The organism is Micrococcus sp. ACRRV (genome assembly GCF_022346985.1).
Taxonomy (GTDB): domain Bacteria; phylum Actinomycetota; class Actinomycetes; order Actinomycetales; family Micrococcaceae; genus Micrococcus; species Micrococcus porci.
Genome location: NZ_JAKRNH010000181.1, coordinates 1 through 2,023 on the forward strand (window position 1 = coordinate 1; position 2,023 = coordinate 2,023).

General features: G+C 73.3%; 2 protein-coding genes. One reads left to right on the top strand and one right to left on the bottom strand.

Annotated elements, in window-relative coordinates; all coding sequences use genetic code 11:
• The first annotated feature begins 27 nt into the window (after window positions 1-27).
• Window positions 28-999: a heme A synthase gene (locus tag MHY29_RS11885; protein WP_224354908.1), complete on the top strand. Its 972-nt coding sequence runs from the start codon at window positions 28-30 to the stop codon at window positions 997-999.
• 74 nt (window positions 1,000-1,073) lie between these two features.
• Here MHY29_RS11885 and MHY29_RS11890 read toward each other — a convergent pair whose 3' ends face one another.
• Window positions 1,074-1,988: a heme o synthase gene (locus MHY29_RS11890; RefSeq protein WP_239241491.1), complete on the bottom strand. Its 915-nt coding sequence runs from the start codon at window positions 1,986-1,988 to the stop codon at window positions 1,074-1,076.
• Window positions 1,989-2,023 lie beyond the last annotated feature (35 nt).

Here is a 2,023-nt window from a genome sequence, read left to right on the forward strand (position 1 = left end):
CCCCGACCCCGCAAAGGACCGGTTCTCGTGACCGCTTCACCCACCACCGCCCGTCCCGCCGCCGGCGGGTCCTCCGCACGCCGCCCGCCCGACCGCGTCACCGGCGTCACCGTCGGCCTCGCCCTCGCCTCCCTGATCTCCCAGATGGTGATCGTCGTGACCGGCGGCGCCGTCCGCCTCACCGGATCCGGACTCGGCTGCCCGACCTGGCCGAAGTGCACCCCCGAGTCCCTCACCACCACGGCCGAGATGGGCATCCACGGGATCATCGAGTTCGGCAACCGCACGCTGACCGGCGTGCTCGGGGTGATCGCCCTGCTGATGATCGCCACGCTCTGGAGGCTGCGCCGCAGCCACCGCCAGGCGTTCACCCTCTCCCTGCTCCTCCTGGCCGGGATCGTGCTGCAGGCCGTCGTGGGCGGCGTGACCGTGTGGATGCACCTGGACCCGCGGATCGTGGGCGTCCACTTCGTCATCTCCGGCGCCCTGATCGCCCTGGCCACGATGCTCTGGGTGCGCCTGCGCGCCGAGCACCGGCACGGCGCGGGGGCGCCCGTGGCGGACGGCACGACGACACCGGCCTCCCGCACGGCGTCCCGGGTGGCCTACGCGGCCCTGTGGCTCGCCCTCGTCGTCGGCACGCTGGTCACCGGCACCGGCCCGCACTCCGGCGACCCCGCGGCCGCCCGCCACGGCTTCGACGCGCTCATGATCACGCGCCTGCACGTCGTCCCGGTCTACATCACCGTGGCCGCGACGCTGGTGCTCCTGTGGCAGGTGCTGCGCACGCCGGGCTCCGGCGCCGGCCAGCGCGTCGCCGCCTGGTCCCTGCTCGGGGCCGTCCTGCTCCAGGGCCTCCTCGGATACTGGCAGCACTTCACCGGCCTGCCGGTCGGCGTCGTCGCGGCCCACCTGGCGGGGGCGACGGTCGCCGTCGTCGCCGGCACCCTGGCCTGGCAGCGGCAGACCAGCCGCTACCGGGCGCCCGCCGTGGCCTGAGCGCCGCCCCGGCACGGCGAAGCCCCCGACCCGTCACGGGTCGGGGGCTTCGTGCTGTGTGCGGAGCCGCGGGGTCAGGACCCCGTGACCGCCGGCATGAGCGGACCGCCCACGAACGGGTCCACCGCGAGGGCGATGAACAGCAGCGTGAGGTAGGTGATGGAGAGGTGGAAGACCTTCATCGCCTTGCGGTCCTCGAAGTCGGGGCGCTGGGCCTCGCGCTGGAGCACGTGGGACTCCCAGACGAACCAGCCGCCCACGCCCACCGCCACGGCCGTGTAGACGATGCCGGCCCAGCCCATGGGCACCAGCAGCAGGGAGCAGGCCACGGTGGCCCACGCGTAGAGCACGACCTGGTTGGAGACGAGGCGGGCGGAGGCGACGGCGCCGAGCATGGGGACCTCGGCCTCCTGGTAGTCCCGCTTGTACTTCATGGACAGCGGCCAGTAGTGCGGCGGGGTCCAGAGGAAGATCACCGTGAACAGCACGATGGCCGGCCACTCGACCGTGCCGCGCACGGCGGCCCAGCCGATCACCACGGGAAAGCAGCCGGCGATCCCGCCCCAGACGATGTTCTGCTCGGTGCGGCGCTTCAGGATCAGCGAGTAGACGACCACGTAGAAGAAGATCGCGGCCACGCCCAGCGCGGCGGCGAGCCAGTTGGCGCCGAAGCCCAGGACGAGCACGGAGACCACGGCCAGGGTCCAGGAGAACACCAGGGCCTCGCGCGGCGTGACCTCCCCGGTCACCAGCGGGCGGCGCGCAGTGCGCTTCATCACCCGGTCGATGTCGCGGTCGATGTAGCAGTTGAACGCACCGGACGCGCCCGCGGCCAGCGCGCCGCCGACGAGCGTGGCGATCATGGTCAGCAGGTCGGGGAAGCCGCGCTGGGCGAAGATCATGGTGGGCAGCGTGGTCACCAGGAGCAGCTCGATCACGCGGGGCTTCGTCAGCTCGACGTAGGCGCGGGCCTTGCGCCCGACCGTCATGGGCGGTCGGGCCGAGGGGGCCGCCGCGCCGGGGG

Coding starts and splice junctions, on each gene's coding strand:
- MHY29_RS11890 (WP_239241491.1), bottom strand. CDS start 1,988: ATGACGGTCGGGCGCAAGGCCCGCGCCTACGTCGAGCTGACGAAGCCC.